The sequence below is a fragment of the Oceanisphaera psychrotolerans genome, from assembly GCF_001870485.1.
GTDB lineage: Bacteria > Pseudomonadota > Gammaproteobacteria > Enterobacterales > Aeromonadaceae > Oceanimonas > Oceanimonas psychrotolerans.
Genome location: NZ_MDKE01000068.1, coordinates 107,941 through 126,246 on the forward strand (window position 1 = coordinate 107,941; position 18,306 = coordinate 126,246).

Genomic DNA, 18,306 nt, shown 5'->3' on the forward strand with positions numbered 1-18,306 from the left:
GCGTGACGGCGGCCAGGGTGCCTTTCTGTTCCGCAACGGTGCCGACAACCCCTTGCCTTTCATGCCGGTCAAGGCCCAGGGCCGCAAAGAGCGGTGGCAGGTAAAAGACACCGGGCAGGCGGCGCTGACCTTCTGGCAGCTGGAGCAGGACGAGCCGGTGTCGGGGGCGGCCTATCGTGAACAGATGGCGGCCAGCGCGGCCACCGACATCACCCGGCTGCTCAATCTGGGGCGGCAGGGTGAGGCCGCTTCGCCGGTGACCGGGGTTTCAACGCCCTGCAGCCGAGTGACATCGCGGTGCTGGTCCGAGACTTCAGGGAAGCCGAGGCCATTCGCACCGCGCTGGCGGACCGCGGGGTACGCAGCGTCTATCTCTCCGACAAGGACTCCATCTTCGACAGTCAGGAGGCCCGGGATCTGCTGTTGTGGCTGCGCGCCTGCGCCGAACCGGAGCAGGATCGCCTGCTGCGGGCGGCACTGGCCAGTCGCAGCCTGGGACTGACCCTGAGCGAGCTGGAGCAGCTCAATCAGGACGAACGCAGCTGGGAGCGGCGGGTGATGCAGTTTCGCGATTATCGCAGCCGCTGGCGTCGACAGGGCGTACTGCCCATGGTGCATCAGCTACTGCACGACTTCGCCCTGCCGGGCCGGTTGATGCTACGCGCCGATGGCGAGCGCAGCCTGACCAATATACTGCATCTGGCCGAACTGATGCAGCAGGCGGCGGCTACCCTGGATGGCGAACAGGCGCTGACCCGGCATCTGGCGGAGCTGCTCGGCGGCGAGGGGCAGGCGGCGGACGAGCAGGTGCTGCGGCTGGAAAGCGATGCGGCCCTGGTGCGGGTGGTGACCATTCACAAGTCCAAGGGGCTGGAATACCCGCTGGTGTTTCTGCCCTTTATCTGCTCGTTCAAGGCACAGAAAAAGGGCAGGGCGGTGCAACTGCACGACGGCGAACGGCGCCGGCTGGTGCTGAACCCGAACGAAGATCAACTGGCACAGGCCGACCGCGAGCGACTGGGAGAAGACCTGCGCCTGCTCTATGTGGCGCTGACCCGCGCCCGGCACGCCTGCTGGCTGGGCATGGCCGATATCAAGGTGGGCAACGCCAAAAACTCGCGGCTGCATGACTCGGCGCTGGGCTATCTGCTGGGCGCCGGAGTGCCCTTGCCCAACAGCCGGGCGCTGGGCGACTGGCTGGGTCCGCTGGCGGTGGCGGGGGACATAGAGCTGACGTCCGCGCCCGTGCCAAGCATGCAGCCGTTGCAGGACAAGCAGGAAGCCGCCACCGAGCCCCACTGGCGCACCCCAACCCGAGCCGCCGCCGAGCACTGGTGGATTGCCTCTTACAGCGCCCTGCGTACCGGCGAGGCGAGTGTGGCCCGGCCGGCCCGGCGCTTCGAGGATGCGGCTCCGGAGAGCCCGGCGGCGTCCACGGTGGCGGACGATGAGCGGGAGTCGGTGTTCATTCCGCTGCGCCCGGGTGAAACGCCGACCCTGCACCGTTTTCCGCGAGGACCCAATCCGGGGACCTTCCTGCACGGCCTGCTGGAGCTGGCCGGGCGCGAAGGCTTCGATGCCGACTCGCCGGCGCTGGCGGACCAGCTGGCCCGCCGCTGTCAGCTGCGTGGCCTGACCGAATGGATAGCCCCGCTGGGCGACTGGCTGCGGCAGCTGTTGCATACCCCCCTGTGTGAGCCTGAGCCGGAGATGACCGCCCCCAGGCTGGCCGGGCTGAGCGCCTTTCAGCCGGAGCTGGAGTTCTGGCTGGAGGTCAGCAAAGTGGACGTGCGTCGCATCGACGCCCTGGTGCAGGCGGCGGTACTGCCGGGCCAGCCCCGGGCCGAGTTGCTGCCCGATACCCTGAACGGCATGTTCAAGGGCTTTATCGATCTGGTGTTCGAACATCAGGGGCGCTATTTCGTGGTGGACTACAAGTCGAACTGGCTGGGCAATGACGAGGCCGCCTATACCCGGGCGGCGATGGAAGAGCAGGTGCTGAAGCACCGTTACGATCTGCAGTATGTGCTCTACCTGCTGGCGCTGCATCGCCAGCTGAAGTTGCGGCTGCCCGATTACGATTACGACACCCACATGGGCGGCGCCCTCTACCTGTTTGTGCGCCATCCCGAGGCGGTTTACCGGGACCGGCCGCCCCGTGAACTGATAGAAACCTTGGACGCCCTTTTTAGCGGCGATGAGCGTACCGGAGAAGAAGCGACCGGCCAGCCTGACGAGGAGTCATCGAATGAATCAGCCTGATGTGATCACGGAGGCGTCCCTGCACGACCGGGAGCAGACCTTTCTGCTGCTGGATGCCTGGGTCGAACAGGGCTGGCTGCGGGCGCTGGACCGGGCCCTGGCCGGCTTTTTTGCCGAGCTGGAGCCCAACGCCGAGCCGCTGTTGCTGCTGGCGGCGGCGCTGGCCAGTCATCAGCTGGGCCATGGCCATGTGTGTCTGGATCTCGTCGCCACCCTGGCCAGCCCCGATTTTGCGTTGTCACTGCCGCCGGAAGGCGACGAGGCAGGCACCACTCCCTTGCCCTCCATGGTACTGGCCGAGGTCACCCGAGAGAGCTGGTGCCGGGTGCTGCAGGGCAGTGGGCTGGTGGCCGCTGCCGAGGGCGACCCTTCCACCCCGCTGGTGCTGGATGGCGAGCGACTCTATCTGCGCCGTTACTGGCGCTACGAACAGTCGGTGGCCAGCGCCTTGTCTGTCCGGTTGAAGCAGCAGCCAGCCTTGCCCGACCGGCTGAGCGAACAGCTGGAGCAGTTGTTTCCCGAGCCGTTGGTGGTGGACGGCCAGCGGAAGACCGACTGGCAGAAGCTGGCCTGTGCGCTGGCGGTGCGGGGCAATTTCAGCCTCATCACCGGCGGCCCCGGCACCGGCAAGACCACCACCGTAGTGCGGTTGCTGGCGCTGCTGCAACAATCGGCGGGCGCACAACCGTTGCGCATCCGGCTGGCGGCCCCGACCGGCAAGGCGGCGGCCCGGCTGACCGAGTCCATCGGTGCCCAGGTGGCCTCGCTGCCGGTGAGCGAGGCGGTACGCAGCCAGATCCCGAGCGAGGTCACCACCCTGCACCGGCTGTTGGGCAGCCTGCCGGACAGTCGCCACTTTCGTCATCATGCGGGCAATCTGTTGCCGCTGGACGTGCTGGTGGTGGACGAAGCCTCGATGATCGATCTGGAGATGATGGCCTGCCTGCTGGCGGCGCTGCCACTCCATGCCCGGCTGATCCTGCTGGGCGACAAGGATCAGCTGGCCTCGGTGGAAGCGGGAGCCCTGCTCGGTGACCTGTGCCGGGATGCGGAGGGCGGCTTTTATGATCCCGCCCTCGGCCGCTGGCTGGAGCAGGTCAGCGGTGAAAGCCTGGCTCATCAGGGCCTGCGGACGGGCAGTGCCGAGCAACACCCGCTGGCCCAGCGCACCCTGATGCTGCGCTATTCCCGTCGTTTCGGCAGTGGCTCCGGCATCGGACGACTGGCCCGGGCGGTGAACGAGCAGGATGCGGCCACCGCCAGCGCCATTCTGAACGAGGGGAATGCCGATCTGCATCTGCAACGACTGCGCGGCGAGCAGGACAAGGCGCTGGATCGATTGTTGCTGCAGGGGTGGGGTCAGGCCGGTGGCTACGACCGTTACCTCGAACGGCTGCAGCGCGAGCGGCCGGCGGCGGATTGCCCGCCGGAGGATCCGGCCTGGAACCTCTGGGCGGGCGGGGTGCTGGCCGCCTTCGACGAGTTCCGGCTGCTGTGTGCGGTGCGCAAGGGGCCCTGGGGCGTCGAAGGCCTCAACCTGCGCATCGCCACCCTGCTGCACCGGCGTGGCTTGCTGCCGGCGGAGCAGGGCTGGTACGAGGGGCGACCGGTGCTGGTGACCCGCAACGATTACAGCCTGGGGCTGATGAACGGCGATATCGGCATCGCCCTGCGCCTGCCTGACGAGCCGGGCCGCCCCCTGCTGCGGGTGGCCTTTCCGCGCAACGACGGCTCCGGCGAGCTTAAATTCGTGCTGCCCAGTCGCTTGAGTGCGGTGGAAACCGTGTTCGCGATGACGGTGCACAAGTCCCAGGGCTCGGAGTTTTCCCATACCGCGCTGATCCTGCCGGACGGTCTGAATCCGGTATTGACCAAGGAGCTGCTCTACACCGGCATTACCCGCGCCCGCCACCACTTCAGCCTGATCGAAAGCCGGTCTTCGGTGTTCGAGCAGGCGGTGCAGCGGCGGGTAGAGCGGCGTAGCGGCTTGCTGGCCGGTTTGCAGGCCGCCGACTGATCATGGCGGCGAAGCGCGGCTTTCGTTTATCAAATAGCGTTCGGCGATCTGCTGCGCGGGAATGGGGCGGCCGGTCAGGTAGCCCTGGATCAGATTGACGTGATACCGGCGCAGGGCATCCAGTTGCGCGTCGGTTTCCACGCCCTCGGCCACCACCGTCAGCTTCAGCCCCTGGGCCATGCCGGTGATGGCGGCCAGAATGGTTTCGCTGCCCTGGCTTTCGCCCAGTTGCTGGATAAAGGATTTGTCTATCTTGAGGGCGGTGATCGGCAACTGGTGCAGATAGCTCAGGGAAGAGTAGCCGGTGCCAAAGTCATCCATGGCGACCTGGCAGCCAAGCTGGCGCAGTGCCGTTAAAATCTGTACCGCCTGCTGTTGCTTGTCGAGCAGCATGCTTTCGGTCAGCTCGAAGCTGATCAGGCCGTCCGGCAGCCGATATTCCTGATACAGAGAGCGGATTTGCTCAATCAAATCGAATTGCCAGAACTGCCGGGCCGACAGGTTAACGGCCACCGGCACCGGCGCCAGACCGGCGTCCAGCCAGTGGCGTAGCTGGGCCGCGACCATCTTCATCAGCCGACGACTGAGCGGCAGTATCAGGCCTGAGCGTTCCGCCAGGGGGATAAAGTCGCCGGGGGAGACCGGGCCGAACCGCGGATGATGCCAGCGGGCGAGGGCCTCCATGCTGGCAAGCCGGCCGGAGTCCCGTTCCACCAGGGGCTGATAGTGCAGGCTCAGTCCTTCCCCGCTGTCGATGGCGTCACGCAGCGCGGTTTCCATCGCCAGCCAGCGATGTTCGTGCACATCCATGCTGGTGCTGTAAAGGCGATAGGTGTTGCGGCCTTCCTGCTTGGCGCGATACATGGCCGCATCCGCACGTTGCAGCAACTGCTCGACGGTGGTGCCATCGTCGGGGTAGAGGCTGATCCCCAGGCTACAGCCGATGCGAAAGGTCTGATTATTGATTTCGAAGGGATCGTCGATGGCCTCAATCAGGCGGCGGGCAATGCGCGAGGCTTCATCGGTTTCATGCAAGTCGGGCAACAGGGCGATAAACTCGTCGCCCCCCAGGCGGGCCAGGGTGTCATCTTCTCTCAGCCGGGCGACCATGCGGCGCGATACATCGAGCAGCAGCTCGTCGCCGGCGGCGTGGCCCAGGGTATCGTTGACCTGCTTGAAATGATCCAGATCGATGAACAGTACCGCCAGCCGCTGCTGATGACGATGGGCATGACGAATGGCCAGTTCCAGCCGGTCTTCGAGCAGGCGACGATTGGGCAGCCGGGTCAGGGCGTCGTAATAGGCCAGCTTGCGGATCTGATCCTCGTTTTCCCGTATGTGGGTAATATCGGTGAACAGGGCGGCAAAATTGCTGATGTCCTGGTTTGAATCACGGATGGCAGTGATGGTCAGCAGCTCGAGATAAAGCTGGCCATTTTTGCGCCGGTTCCAGATTTCGCCGCGCCAATAGCCTTTTTGCCGCAGGGTTTGCCACATGTCGGCATAAAAAGTCGCATCATGACGGCCGGATGACAGTATGGCCGGCGTCTTGCCCAGCACTTCTTCCTGCGGATAGCCGGTGGTATGGCTGAAGGCCGGATTGACGAATTCGATATGTCCACGGGCATCGGTGATGATCACGCCTTCCAGTGAGGCCTCGATCACCCGCTCGGCCAGTTGCAGGTTGAGTCTGGAGCGGCTCAGCGCCTGATCGCGCTGGGCCAGGGCCTGGCGTAATTCCAGCTGGTAACGCTGTTCGGCACCTTCCAGCATATGACGAAAGCCAAGCATGCCCACAATCCGGCGCTTTTTGTCCTGCACCGCCAGGTGACGCAACCGGTTGTCGATCAGAATGTCTCTGGCCCGCAACAGGGTGTCGTCGGCATCGATGGTCTGCAGCGGCCGGCTGACCAGCTGGCCGATGGAAGTGTTGCCCGGGTGACGGGCGGCAAAGCGCACCATGTCACGTTCGGTGATAATGCCGAACTCGCCGTTTTCGCAGGCGACGACGGCGGCATCCCGTTTCTGCTCGCGCATGCCGGCGGCGGCCTGGCCCAGCGACAGGGTACCGGGCAGCACCAGTGGCTGGCTATCCATGGCATCGTGCACCTCGCGCAGGCAGAGATAAAGCTCCAGTCCCTGTTTCAGCGCGATGTCGGTCTGAGACACAATTCCCTGTGGCAGGCCCTCATCGTTCACCACCAGAAAATGCCGTCGTTGCTCCTCGCCAAAGCGTCGGGCGACCTCGGTGATAGGGGTACTCTGGTGCAGGCTGCTCACCGGGCTGCTCATGACCTCGTTGATGGGGATGTGCAGGGAGCCGGGATCATCGAAGTCCAGCCGCAGGCTGTCGTGCTCGGTCCAGATGCCCAGTACCTCGTTTCTGTGCATGATCAGCATGGAGCTGCATTGGCGGTTGGCCATGCGTTGTGCCGCTTCATGCAAGGGGGTATCGGGGCTGCAGGTAAGCAGCGCGGTTTGCATCAGGCGCTCGACAGGCATGTCGGCAACGGTGGGATCGAGATATATCACATTATATTCATTTGAGCCGGTTTGACCGAGACATTAGCATATCCGGCCGCCGAAACAGAAGTGATTGTCGTACCCGTTGTAGGGATTTAAACGACCGTCTCGCCATGCCGGCGCTGGTCTTGGGAGCAGGGCGGTGCCGGCCAGGATATGCCCCAGGCCGGCACCGGCAGCTGGTCAGAACAGGGTGTTCGACAGCTGGTACATTTCTTCGTTGAAGGGACGCTTGAGGTGCTTGATGCAGTCGATGATATCGTGATGCACGATCAGGTTGCTCTGCAGGCCCACGCAGCGGCCGCCGTAGCCTTCCAGCAGCAGCTCCACCGCGCGGGAGCCCATGCGGCTGGCCATGATCCTGTCCTGCGCCGTGGGGGTGCCGCCGCGCTGGATGTGACCCAGAATGGTGGCGCGGGTGTCGCGACCGGTGGCGGCCTGAATGGCTTTTGCCAGCTGGTTGACGTCACACACGTTCTCGCAGATGGCGACGATGGCGTGCTTCTTGCCCTTGGCCACCCCTTCGTGGATCTGCTGCAGCAGCTCGTCCTGATCGAAGGTCATTTCCGGCACGATGACGTATTCGGCACCGCCGGCCACGGCGGCAGAAGAGGTGAGATCGCCACAGTGACGGCCCATGATCTCCACCACCGAGATGCGGTTGTGAGAGCTGCAGGTATCACGCAGCCGGTCGATGGCCTCCACCGCCACGTTGAGCGCGGTATCGAAGCCGATGGTATAGTCGGTGCCGGCGATGTCGTTGTCGATGGTGCCGGGAATGCCGATGCAGGGAAAGCCCATTTCGGTCAGGCGCATGGCACCCATGTAGGAACCGTCGCCGCCGATCACCACCAGGGCGTCGATGCCGTGTTTTTTCAGGTTTTCGACCGCTTCGGCGCGCACTTTTTCGTCCTTGAACTCGGGAAAGCGTGCCGAGCCAAGGAAGGTGCCGCCCCGGGTGATGACATCGGACACCGAATGCCGCTCCAGCGGCACGATGTCATCCTGATGCAACCCCAGATAGCCGCTGTGAATGCCGAACACCTCCAGGTTGTGGTGCAGGCCGGTCCGCACCACGGCACGGATGGCCGCGTTCATGCCCGGGGCATCACCGCCGCTGGTCAGTACTCCAATTCGTTTTATCATCTGGCCCTCGATGTACATTCATTCTGGAATCCGTAACTGTCATTCCGGAACCTGTCACTTTCAACCGGGTCGCAGTCCGACCCGGTTGATGGCAATCAGGCGCCGGCGCGGATAATGGCGGCAAACTCGTCCGCCTGCAGGGCGGCGCCGCCGACCAGGGCGCCGTCGATGTCTTCCATGGCAAACAAACCGGCGGCACTGGCGCCCTTGACCGAACCGCCGTAGAGGATCTGTACGCCGGCGGCCACGTCGGCATTCTGCCCGGCCAGGAAGCCACGAATGGCGGCGTGTACGCTCTGGGCAATCTCGGGGGTGGCGGTCTTGCCGGTGCCGATGGCCCAGACGGGCTCGTAGGCGATTACGGCGTTGGCCAGGGCCTCGATGCCGCTGTGCGCAATCACTTCCTGCAGCTGGCGTTCGACCACGGCCTGGGTTTCACCCGCTTCAAACTGCTCCAGGGTTTCACCGATGCACAGCACCGGCACCAGACCGGCCTGCTGGATGGCGGCAAACTTGGTGGCGACCATGGCATCGCTTTCGCCGTGCAGAGTGCGGCGCTCGCTGTGGCCGACCAGTACATAATGTACGCCAAACTCCGGATACATGGCCGGGGAGTTTTCGCCGGTAAAGGCGCCCTGAGTGTGGATGTCGGCATCCTGGGCGCCAAGGGCGATGGTGCTGTCGTTCAGCAGCGCCTGAGCCTGACCGAGAAACAGTACCGGCGGGCATACTGCCACGGCCACGCTTGGGGTCTCGGCGGCGGGGGCCTTGAGGGCGTTGATCAGCTCGGCGACCATGGTCTTGCTGCCGTTGAGTTTCCAGTTACCCATTACCAGTGTCTGTCGCATTTTATGTTTCCTTTTGGTTAAATTTCGTCATTGTATGGTGTTAATCCGGGATCGACCAGCCTGGGAGCCCAAAATGATGTAATTTTTCTTCTTTTGTTAATAACAAGTCAAGTCGAGAGCGACTCATGGCCCTTGCCGCAGTCGCAGCCAGGCGCTGCCGAGATATTCATGCCAGGCAATTTCGCTGCGCTCCAGATAATGAGCGCGGGGCAGATAGGAGTATAGCGGCAGGGCGGCACGGCTTTCCTTGGCATGATGACCCACCGGCGCCGCCTGGGGCCGGGCGCCCCGGCTCTGAAACAGCGTCATGGCGCGGGGCATGTGGCTGGCGGAAGTGACCAGCAGCGCCCGGCGCCCGGCAATGAGCGGGGCGATGGCAGCGGCTTCTTCGGCGGTGTCTTTCGGCTCGGGCAACATCAGCAGGCGAGCGGATGAAATGCCCAGTGCCTGGGCCACGGCGCCGTAAAGCTCGGCGCTGGAGCGGCCTTCGCCCCCCGCATAACCGCTCAGGATCAGCCGGGCATCGGGGTAGGCATGGGCCAGCCGTACCCCTTCGGTAATGCGCACCAGCCCGGCCTGGCCGAGCTGGCTCAGCAACGGCAGCGACAGATCCGCCACCTGGGCGGCGCCCAGCACGATGATGTCCTGCGCCGCTTGTTCTGCGCCGGCGTCAACCACATGGGGCGGATACTGCGACTCGAGCGGCGCTATCAGCCGGTTGGCCACCGGCCGGGTCGAGAGCAGCAGCAAGGCCGCCAGCGACAGCAGGATCAGGGTACTTCCACTGCGCCTGTGGTGCCTCAGCAGCATAATCAACCCGAAAAACCCCAGTATCAGCAGCAGAGGTAGCGGTAATAACAGGCTACCCAGCCACTTTTTGGCCAAAAACGCCAGCTCCATGTACACACTCATTTGTTAACCGTATCGGTTGTGCCAGAATAGCCTCCCCGGACTCAGCAAGAAATACCAAGGTGAGAAGAAAGCCCAAGGTAGTAAAGAGCAATACCAATTTCGATGGCAAGAGTCATACCTTCGCGCGCAACATCTATGGCACCACCAAGGGTCGCATTCGACTGGCGGTGTTGAGCCGGGATATTGACGAGTTGCTGGCCGGTTTGCCGGATCGCCCCTTGCGCATTCTGGATGCGGGGGGTGGCTTTGGCCCCCTGTCGCAGCCGCTGGCGGCACTTGGCCACCAGGTGGTGCTGTGCGATCTGTCCGGCGAGATGCTGGCGCTGGCCCGGGAGCAGGTGGCGGAAAAGGGGTTGCTTGCGCAATTCGAATTTATTCAGGCGCCCATTCAGTCGTTGAGTGTTGAAGATCTGGGCCAGTTCGACCTGATTCTGTGCCATGCGGTGCTGGAATGGGTGGAAGAGCAGGCCCGGTTGCTGGCCTGTTTGCAGGCGCTGCTGGCGGACGGCGGTCATCTGTCGCTGATGTTTTACAACCGCGACGGCCTCCTGTACCACAGCCTGGTGATGGGGCATTTTGATTATGTGCACGCCAATCTGGTCAAGAAACGACGCCAGAAGCTGACACCGGGCTGGCCCTGCAAACCCGATGAGGTATACCGCTGGCTGGACGAGCTGGGCTTTGTTATAACCGGACGCAGCGGGGTGCGGGTGATCCACGACTATATGGTGGAAAAACGCATCCGGGTCGAGCAGGCGGACGAAGTGATCGCCATGGAGCTGGCCCACGCCCGCCAAGCGCCCTTCATGCACCTGGGACGCTACATTCACGTGCTGGCAAAAAAGGGCGACTGAGGATTCTGGAGTAAGGGAAGGTCGAAGCAAGAGACTGCCCCGCCGACACGCCGTAAACCCATCCATGGGGGCTCCGCCGCGCCATCCTTGGCGCGGAGGGTCGGCGGGGCAGCTCTCTTGCTCCTCCCTGTATCCTCTGTGCATCGTTATCAAAACAAGAACTGAAGAGAGCAGCAAGATGACGGATATGTCCCGCACCCTGCCGGACTGGATTGGCTGGGTCAGAGAGGAAAACCTGGGGTTGAACCTGCCCCCCGAACGGCTGGCCTTCTTGCTGGCGATACAGGTATTCGGCCGGGGCGGCGAGCAGCCGCAACTGACAGAAGCCGAGCTGCATCATGCCTTCGGCTTTGTCAGCAAGGGCTTCGACCAGGCCGACGACACCCAGGCCAGCCGTGCCAACAACGCCATCAACGATCTGGTGCGTCAGCGCCTGCTGAGCCGTTTTCAGGGTGAACCGGGGGAGGGCGAGAGCCTGTACCGGCTGACCCGCCTCGGCGTGGCCATCGTCGAATTCTTTGCCGCCCAGCGCGAGGTCAGCCAGATCAAGCTGTCGCTGCAACTGGAGCAGATTGCCCGGGATCTGGATCAGGTGGCCGCGGCCATCGCCACCGACCCCGGTGAGCAGCAATGGGCACAGGAGGTGGCCGGCCGGCTGAAGTATTCGGTGTCCGAGCAACTGGCGCGCATCGACGACACCCAGCGCGCCATGGACGAGCAGCAGAGTGCGGTCAAGGCCAACATCGCGGCCCTGCTCAACAAGAACTGGCACGAGGCCATTTCCGCCTGCGAACAGTTGCTGCGCGAAACCGGTCTGACCCTGCGCGAGCTGCAGGACACCCTGGACAAGGCCGGCCACGGCCTGCAGCAGAGCCTGCTCAACATCGAAGAGCAGTTGCAGCAGAGCGAGCGCGGCAGCAGTGTCGCCCCCCTCTGTCAGCAGTTGCAGGCCCGGCTGGACGCCATCATCCACTGGGGCAGCCAGTGCATCGAGTTGTGGTCCCGCTACGACCGCCACGTGCATCGCTTCATCCGCACCGCCATCGACATGGACAAGCACCGCGCCTTCAGCCAGCGGCTGCGCGAGTCTATTCGTCAGTTCGAGGATCACAACTGGCGGCTGCGCATCGCCCAGGCCCAGCCGCTGCTGGAACTGCGCGACGAAACCATGGCCGCCTATGCCGAAGAGGTGACCGGCGAGCTGCCGGTCGAACTGGAATATCACGACATGGTGGACGTGTCCGCCGAACTGTCGGGCCGCATCCGCGATCATCTGCAGGCGTTTCCGCTGGCCGGCAAGCCGCTCGACATGGCCGCCGTGCTCAAGGACTACCTGCACGATTACCCTCAATACCAACATTTTGATATTGCCCGTTTGCTGATCGACGAAGCGGTCAAACTGGGCCACGCCAACGCCGAATGCCTGGGTGCCGCCCAGCCGGACTGGCAGCTCATCAATGCCCACGGGGCCAAGGTACAAGCACATGTTATCGACCAATACTGATCTCGCCCTGGACCCCCGTCTGGCCCAGGCCATTGCCAATCCGCTGTTTCCGGCACTAGACAACCAGCTGCGCGCGGGCCGCCACATCAGCGCCGACGAGCTGGAGCAGCATTCGTTGCTGCAGGAGTATTACCCGGAGCTGGAGGCCTTTTACCAGCGTTACCATGTCGAGCTGGTACGTGCCCCCGAGGGCTTCTACTACCTGCGCCCGCGCTCGACCAGCGAGCTCGGCAGCTCCATTCTGTCGGAGCTGGAAATGCTGGTGGGCAAGGTGCTGTGCTACCTGTACCTGAGCCCGGACCGGCTGAGCAACGAAGGGGTGTTTTCGCTGCTCGACCTGCAGGAAGAAGTGCTGACCCTGGCCAACGAAGCCGCGCTGCTGCGCATGGTCAACCAGCGAGCCGGCGGTAGTGATCTCGACAAACGCAAGCTGGCCGACAAACTCAAGAGCGCCATTCGCCGGCTAAAGCGGCTGGGCATGGTCAGCGCCGTGGGCAGCCAGGACAAGTTTCGCATCAGCGAGGCGGTGTTTCGCTTTGCCGCCGATGTGCGCAGTGACGAAGACCCGCGCGCGCTGCAACTGCGCATGATTAAAGACGGCGAGGCGGTGGCCGGCCACGACCAGGACGAAGAGCAGGAGAACGAGCAGTGAGCATGCCAGAAACGCTAACCACCTTCAGCCGGGGCAAGTTTCATTCCCTGACCATGGTCAACTGGAACGGCTTCTTCGCCCGTACCTTCGAGCTGGACACCCTGGTGACCACCCTGTCCGGCGGCAACGGCGCCGGCAAGTCCACCACCATGGCCGCCTTTATCGCGGCGCTGATCCCCGATCTCAGCCTGCTGCACTTTCGCAACACCACCGAGGCGGGCAGCCAGTCCGGCAGCCGCGACAAGGGCCTGTACGGCAAACTGCAGCGCGGTCACTGCTATTCGCTGATTGAAGTGGACACCTCGCAAGGCGAGCGGGTCTGGTTTGGCGTGCACCTGGAGCAGGTGGCCAACCGCGACAACAAGGTCAACCTCACTCCCTTCAGCCTGCAGGGCATCACGCCCGAGCACACCCCGACCGCGCTGCTGCTGCACCGGCTCGACGACGGTCGCGGCCAGGTACGCTCGCTCAACGAGCTGAAGGCGGCGGCCCAGCAGGACGGCCTGCGCTTTGCCCGCTTCAATACGGTGAGCGAGTATCACAACTTTCTGTTCGACACCGGCGTGACCCCGCGCAAGCTCAAGGATCAGCGTGACCGGGTCAAGTTCTATCGCCTGATCGAAGCCTCGCTGTACGGCGGTATTTCCAGCACCATCAGCCGCAGCCTCAAGGACTACCTGCTGCCGGAAAACGCCGGTATCCGCAAGGCCTTCAATGACATGGAAGCGGCGATCTTCGAGAACCGTCGCACCCTGGAAGCCATACGCGAAACCCAGCGGCAGCGGGACCAGTTTCGCCAGTTGATCACCGAAACCACCCATTATGCGGCCGCCGACTATGTGCGTAACAGCGCCGAGAAGAAGCGGCTGTCGGAGCAGGCGCTGGCGGCGCGCAAGGCCCTGGCCAACGAGCGTCGCATTCTGGCGGAAGAGCGAGCCCGGCTGATTTATCTGGCCGACGAGCTGGAGCACCTGGCCGCCCGCGAGCGCATGCTGGGTGAAGAGCTGGACATCGCCTCCGAGCATTTGGCGCGGGTGCTGAGCGGGGTCAAGCTCAGCGAGAAGATCGCCGGCTACCAGCAGGAACTGGACGAGCTGGAAGAAAAGCTCGCCATTCAGGAAGAAACCCTGGCCGAGCTGCAGGACGAACATGCAGAGGCCACCGCCACCAAGGCGGCGGCCGAAGAAGAAGTAGACAGCCTCAAGAGTCAGCTGGCCGACTACCAGCAGGCGCTGGACACCCAGCAGACCCGCGCCATTCAGTATCGTCAGGCCCGTCAGGCCCTGGGCGAGGCCAAGGTGCGCTGCGGCCTGCCGGAGTTGAGCCCGGAGCAGGCCAAAGAGCAGGAGCAGGCCCACCAGCAGCGCGAACAACAGCTGACCGCCGTGGTGCTGGAGCAACGCCAGCAGCTCTCGCTGGCCGAAGCGGCCCGTGCCCAGTACGATCAGGCGCTGGCGCTGCTGCAGGCCATCGACGGCGAGGCCAACCGGGCCTCCGCCTTTGCCCGTGCCGGCCAGTTGCTGGAACAGGGCCGGGAATATCAGGCGCTGCTGGCGCGGGATGGGGCCATTCGCCGCCAGTTGCAGCAGGCCGAGCAGGACGCCGACAAGCGCGAAAAAGCCGCGGCCCTGCAGGCCGAGCTGGCCCGGCTGGGTCGGCCGGTGAACGACGAGGCCGAGCTGGAACTGCAACTGGCGGAACTGGACGAGCAGAAGAGCGAGCTGGAAGAAAAACTGGCCGACTGTGCCGATGCCCAGCGCCAGAGCCAGTCCCGTCTGGGGCAAATCGCGCCCCGGGTGAGTGAGCTGCGCAAGCAGGCGCCTGCCTGGCACCAGGCCCGGCAGCAGCTTGAGCGGTTGCGCGAGCTGTCCGGCCAGCCGTTGACCGACAGCGCTGAGGTGACCGCCGCCATGCAGCAGGCGCTGCGCGACGAGCATCAGGCCGAACAGAACAAGCAGCAGGCGCTGGCCGCCAAGCAGCGGCTGGAGCAGCAGATCCGTGGCCTGAGCAGTGGCAGTGACGCCGACCCACGGCTGATTGCCCTGTGCGAACAACTGGGTGGCACCCTGCTGGCCGATGTGTACGACGACATCGCGGTGGACGACGCCCCCTATTACGAGGCGCTGTACGGCCCGGCCCGCAATGGCATCGTCGTGGCCGATCCCCAGGCGGCGCTGGCGCAACTGCAGGCGCTGGAGTCCTGCCCGGCAGACTTGTACCTGATCCAGGGTAACCCGGACGCCTTCGACGAAGATCTGTTGCACGCCACCGAGCTGGATGGCGCCATCTGGGTGAAAAACGGCGAACGCCAGCTGCGTTACTCCCGGTTCCCCACCGAGCCGATGTTCGGCCGCGCCGCCCGCGAGGCCAAGATAGAGCAGCTGAGTGCCGAGCTGGAAACCGCCAGCAGCCGGTATGCGGAGTCCGCCTTCGCCCAGCAGAAGCACAGCCGTCTCTATCATCAGCTGAGTGAATTTGTAAGCCAGGGCCTGCAACTGGCCTTTGGCGATGACCCGGAAGCCGCGCTGGAGCAACTGGCCGCCCAGCAGCATCAGCTGGAGCAGGAGCTGGCGACCATTGCCGAGCAGCGCGACCAGTGGCAGGCCCGCCGCAACCAGCTGCGCGAGCAGCAGGCGTTGCTGCACAAGCTGCTGCCGCTGGCGGAGCTGTTGGCCGACGAGGGGCAGGCCCAGCGGCTGGACAGCGCCCGGGAAGAGCTGGCCCGGCTGGAAACCGCCCGCGACTTCATGGCCGCCCACGGTCAGCGCCTGGGCCGGCTGGCCGAGCAGGTGCAGGTATTGCGCCAGGATCCCGCCGGATTCGACGCCCTGCAACAGCAGGTGGCCGAGGCCGAAGCCGAGCTGACCGAGGCCCGCAATCGTACCTATGCCCTGACCCAGCTGGTGGCACGCCTGCCGCACCTGGCCTATGCGGACGCCGAGCAGTTGCTGGATCAAAGCTCGGCCATGAACGACAGCCTCAAGGCCAAGCTGGTACAGGCAGAAGAAGCCCGTCGCAAGGCCGGTGCGCGTGCAGAGCAGCTCAATGGTCGCCTGACCGATGCGCTGCAGGCCCGCACCGCCCTGGTGACCGGCCGGGATGCCCGGAGCCAGACCCTGAACGAATTCCGCGACGAACTGAATGCCCTGGGCATTCAGCTTGCGCCGGATATGGAAGACAAGGCCCGGGATGCCAAGCGTTCGATCGAGAGCGAGCTGGTGCATACCCGTGGCAAGCGCAGCCAGACCGAGGCCCAGCGCCAGGTGAGCAAGCGCGAAATCGAATCCCTGAGTCAGCGCCTCGGCAAGGACGGCCAGGGTTACTTTGCCGCCCGCAAGGCGCTGGTGGCCCACAAGGCCAACTGGGCCAGGGTGGCGCGACTGGCGCGGGACCACGATGTGGAGCGGCGTCTGGCCCGGCCGGAGCTGGCGTATCTGGATGCGGACGAGCTGCGTTCCATTTCCGACAAGGCGCTGGGCGCCCTGCGCATGGCGGTGGCCCACGACGAAGAGCTGCGCGACGCCCTGCGTCTCTCCGAGGGCAACCGCAACACCCTGCAGAAGGTGCAGTTCTACATCTTGGTGTTCAGCCACCTCAAGGCGCGCATCCGTCACGACATCATCCGGGCCGACGATCCGGTGGAAGCGCTGGAAGAGATGGAAGTGGAGCTGGGCCGGCTGGCGGACGAGCTGCAACTGCGTGAAGGCCAGCTGTCGCTGTCTTCCCATGAGGTGGCGGCCAAGATCAACACCATCATCCGCCGCGAGCAGAACCGCATTCGCCAGCTCAACCAGGGCCTGCAGAACATCAGCTTCGGTCTGGTGGCCGGGGTGCGGCTGAACGTGAACATTCGCGATACCTATGGCCGCCTGCTGGAAGCCCTGAGCGACCCGGAAGGTCGCCATCAGGACCTGTTCAGCAGCAAGGAACTGAGCTTCTCCGAGGCGATGGGCAAGTTGTTCCAGCGCCTGAATCCGCAGCTGGAGCAGGGCGATCGCAGCCCGCAGGTGCTGGGGCAGGCCTTGTTGGATTATCGCAACTATCTGGATCTGGACATCGAAGTGCAGCGCGGCGCCGACGGCTGGCTGCGCGCCGAGAGTGGCGCCTTGTCGACCGGCGAGGCCATCGGGACCGGCCAGGCCATTCTGCTGATGGTGCTGCAGAGCTGGGAGGAAGAATCCCGCCACCTGCGCAACAAGGACGTATTGCCCTGTCGCCTGTTGTTCCTGGACGAAGCGGCACGACTGGACGCCCGCTCCATCGCCACCCTGTTCGAGCTGTGCGAACGGCAGGACATGCAGTTGCTGATTGCCGCGCCCGAGAACATCAGCCCGGAAAAAGGCACCACCTACAAGCTGATCCGCAAGGTGCACGGCAAGCAGGAACACGTACACGTGGTGGGCTTGCGCGGCTTCGCCGCCGAGCAGGTGGCATAGCGGCATAATGGAATAGAACATCATTGGTGGCCGCCGCGTTAGCCGGCGGAACAGACCAGGAAATACTCAACAAGCCCCGTAGCCGACAGGCGCGGGGCTTTTTGTATCCTTGCACTGGTCTTGTGGCTCACGTCGGACAAAGGCCAGCTCTACAAGTCTCCCTTCATGCTTCCAATCTGCAATCCTTGCTGCCTATAATGCGAAGGTTTCATTTGAGTTAGATTTTCAGAGTGGCAACAGCGCCTCACAAGCAGGGCAGGGAGAGGCCAGATCGCCCGCAAGATCCGGGCGGTAGCGTGCCTGTTTGCAACAGAGCCCGTATTTTTCGGTTGTTGGGCATAATGCGGATGAGTGCTCAATAATCTGCAACTGGGTTGATAAAACTGTTCTTATAAATGAATTATCAATGAGGTGGTTAAGGGTAAGCCGTTAATACTGCGCATTATCAAGCAGAAATGTAAGCATGCTCGATTTTATCGGGTGAAAATGACTATAAAAGATAAAAAAATATGTTAATTAGTATGTTAGGTTGGTAGTGTTGAAAACTTGTGTGCGTATATATGAGCATGCGCAGTATTAAAAAATGTTATACGCTTCAACACCATATTTTTTAATCAAGTAAGAGTAAAAAATGGAATTATCAAGAGTAATCATTCACAATTTTAGATCAGTAAAAGATGCTGATTTTGAAATTAATCCATATACACTTGTTGTAGGTGAAAATAATTCTGGAAAAACGAATTTGTTGAGTGCTTTAAGAACATTTTATGAAGATGGTGGGTTGAAGTACGACAAGGTAAGAGACTTTCCAAAATTTGAGACTGATGATAATGAGTCATGGGTTGAACTTCATTTCACAACTACAGATGAAGAACAGGGAGGGCTTAAAGAGTCATATAGATCAACTGATAAGATCTTAAATAACTGATCCTAATAGTGCTACATTTTGGCTGTTCCGTAACGACTCCCAGGAAATGGCGAAACGGTATTCATAAAATGTCTGACTCGCTTCAGCAGAGATACCATGCTGTAGCACTGGTGATTGCGGGTTACCGTCTCATGCAGCTTGTGCCAAAGCAGCTCTATCTTGTTAATCCAGGGTGAGTAGACCGGCTGGAAGATCAGGATGAACTTGGGATTATCTGCCAGCCA

At 62.9% G+C, this 18,306-nt stretch carries 11 protein-coding genes and 1 pseudogene; 7 read left to right on the top strand and 5 right to left on the bottom strand.

Going from position 1 to position 18,306, the window contains the following annotated elements; genetic code table 11:
- Positions 1-297 precede the first annotated feature (297 nt).
- Both BFR47_RS18875 and recD read left to right on the top strand, forming a co-directional pair.
- Positions 298-2,262: a 3'-5' exonuclease gene (locus BFR47_RS18875; protein WP_245748969.1), complete on the top strand. Its 1,965-nt coding sequence runs from the start codon at positions 298-300 to the stop codon at positions 2,260-2,262.
- Positions 2,249-4,279: an exodeoxyribonuclease V subunit alpha gene (gene recD, locus BFR47_RS16220; protein ID WP_071474026.1), complete on the top strand. Its 2,031-nt coding sequence runs from the start codon at positions 2,249-2,251 to the stop codon at positions 4,277-4,279. The genes BFR47_RS18875 and recD overlap by 14 nt, the downstream gene beginning before the upstream one ends.
- Here the strand turns inward: recD and BFR47_RS16225 are convergent, their stop codons facing one another.
- The 4 genes from BFR47_RS16225 to BFR47_RS16240 form a co-directional block, all read right to left on the bottom strand.
- Complete coding sequence (locus BFR47_RS16225; RefSeq protein WP_245748970.1) at positions 4,280-6,811, bottom strand: EAL domain-containing protein; 2,532 nt, start codon at positions 6,809-6,811, stop codon at positions 4,280-4,282.
- Positions 6,812-6,985: 174 nt separating this feature from the next.
- Positions 6,986-7,948 (bottom strand): 6-phosphofructokinase, encoded by a 963-nt coding sequence (gene pfkA / locus BFR47_RS16230; RefSeq protein ID WP_071474041.1) that lies wholly within the window; start codon positions 7,946-7,948, stop codon positions 6,986-6,988.
- Positions 7,949-8,043: 95 nt separating this feature from the next.
- The gene (gene tpiA, locus BFR47_RS16235) at positions 8,044-8,796 is read right to left on the bottom strand and encodes a triose-phosphate isomerase (protein ID WP_071474027.1); all 753 of its coding nucleotides are present in this window, start codon (positions 8,794-8,796) and stop codon (positions 8,044-8,046) included.
- Positions 8,797-8,919: 123 nt separating this feature from the next.
- Positions 8,920-9,696 (bottom strand): ElyC/SanA/YdcF family protein, encoded by a 777-nt coding sequence (locus BFR47_RS16240; RefSeq protein ID WP_071474028.1) that lies wholly within the window; start codon positions 9,694-9,696, stop codon positions 8,920-8,922.
- Between the two features lie 71 nt (positions 9,697-9,767).
- Here BFR47_RS16240 and BFR47_RS16245 point away from each other — a divergent pair, with 71 nt between their 5' ends.
- The 5 genes from BFR47_RS16245 (at position 9,768) to BFR47_RS17635 (ending at position 18,082) form a co-directional block, all read left to right on the top strand.
- On the top strand, positions 9,768-10,562 hold the full coding sequence (locus BFR47_RS16245; protein WP_071474029.1) for a methyltransferase domain-containing protein: 795 nt from the start codon (positions 9,768-9,770) through the stop codon (positions 10,560-10,562).
- Between the two features lie 178 nt (positions 10,563-10,740).
- Complete coding sequence (mukF, locus tag BFR47_RS16250) at positions 10,741-12,066, top strand: chromosome partition protein MukF (protein ID WP_071474030.1); 1,326 nt, start codon at positions 10,741-10,743, stop codon at positions 12,064-12,066.
- Positions 12,047-12,718, top strand: coding sequence for a chromosome partition protein MukE (gene mukE / locus BFR47_RS16255; RefSeq protein WP_071474031.1), 672 nt, complete (start codon positions 12,047-12,049; stop codon positions 12,716-12,718). Before mukF ends, mukE begins: the two co-directional genes overlap by 20 nt.
- A 2-nt stretch (positions 12,719-12,720) precedes the next feature.
- On the top strand, positions 12,721-17,154 hold the full coding sequence (mukB, locus tag BFR47_RS16260) for a chromosome partition protein MukB (protein ID WP_071474032.1): 4,434 nt from the start codon (positions 12,721-12,723) through the stop codon (positions 17,152-17,154).
- Between the two features lie 631 nt (positions 17,155-17,785).
- Entirely contained in the window at positions 17,786-18,082 is a 297-nt protein-coding gene (locus tag BFR47_RS17635; RefSeq protein ID WP_083399193.1) for an AAA family ATPase, read from the top strand.
- A gap of 11 nt (positions 18,083-18,093) precedes the next feature.
- Here the strand turns inward: BFR47_RS17635 and BFR47_RS17640 are convergent.
- Positions 18,094-18,306 (bottom strand): annotated as a pseudogene (locus tag BFR47_RS17640) (IS630 family transposase); the annotation flags it as partial.